Source organism: Variovorax glucosi (assembly GCF_051216695.1).
Classification (GTDB): Bacteria; Pseudomonadota; Gammaproteobacteria; order Burkholderiales; family Burkholderiaceae_C; genus Variovorax.
Window position 1 is genome coordinate 378 of record NZ_JBPJZE010000185.1, and the last position, 876, is coordinate 1,253.

Sequence of the window (876 nt, forward strand, 5' to 3'; positions counted from 1 at the left end):
GGTCGCGGCATGAACCTGCAGTGGTGGGAGCCGGCCGGGCCAGCCGAGGCCGGCGCCTGGGAACAGCCACGGGCCGTTCGCGAGTGGGCCGATGACGGCAGCTTCGATACCCGGCTGTCCTGGGCCACGGACAGCGGCGCCGTCACCGTCGTCGATGCGCTCGGCCACACCACCGTGCATCACGTCGACAGCCTGGGCTACACGCGCCAAATCGATCACCCTGACGGAACGCGGGAACGCTTCGTGCGCGATGCCGCCAAGAACGTCATCGAGCATCATCACCCGGATGGCGGCGTCGAGCACTTCAGCTACACCACGCACGCCAGCGGGCAAGCCCGGCTGATCGAGCATCTGCGCGCCGACGGCAGCAAGATCGGCTACGGCTGGAATGCCCAAGGGCGACTGTCTCGCGTCGTGGATGCCCAGGGCGGAAGCTGGAAGCGCAGCTATACCGCTTCCGGCCTGCTCGCCAGCCAGACCGATGCGCTCGGCCGCGTCACGCGATACGTCTACAACGAGCAGCAACAGCTTGCCGAGATCGTCGACCCCAAGGGCGCCAGCAAGAAGCTGGGCTACACCGACAGGGGGCAGCTCGCCAGCTATGCAGACTGCTCAGGCTCGGTCACCCGCTGGAGCTACGACGACCAGGGCCGCCAGAGTTCCGAAACCGACGCGGCGGGCCGGAAGACCGGGTACGTCTACCAGAACGGCCAGCTAGCCGCCATGGTCGAGCCCGGCGGTGCCGAAGCGCGCCAGCAGCGCGATGGCGAGGGGCGACTGTTGGTACACACGGACCCCCTGGGACGCAGAACGGAATACCGCTACAACCAGGCCGGGTTGATCCAGGAGCGGGTCCAGGGAATGCAGTCCGGCGAG

1 pseudogene is annotated in these 876 nt (G+C 67.9%); it reads left to right on the top strand.

Going from position 1 to position 876, the window contains the following annotated elements:
* Positions 1-876, top strand: a pseudogene (locus ACSFA3_RS24100) (RHS repeat-associated core domain-containing protein); the annotation flags it as partial.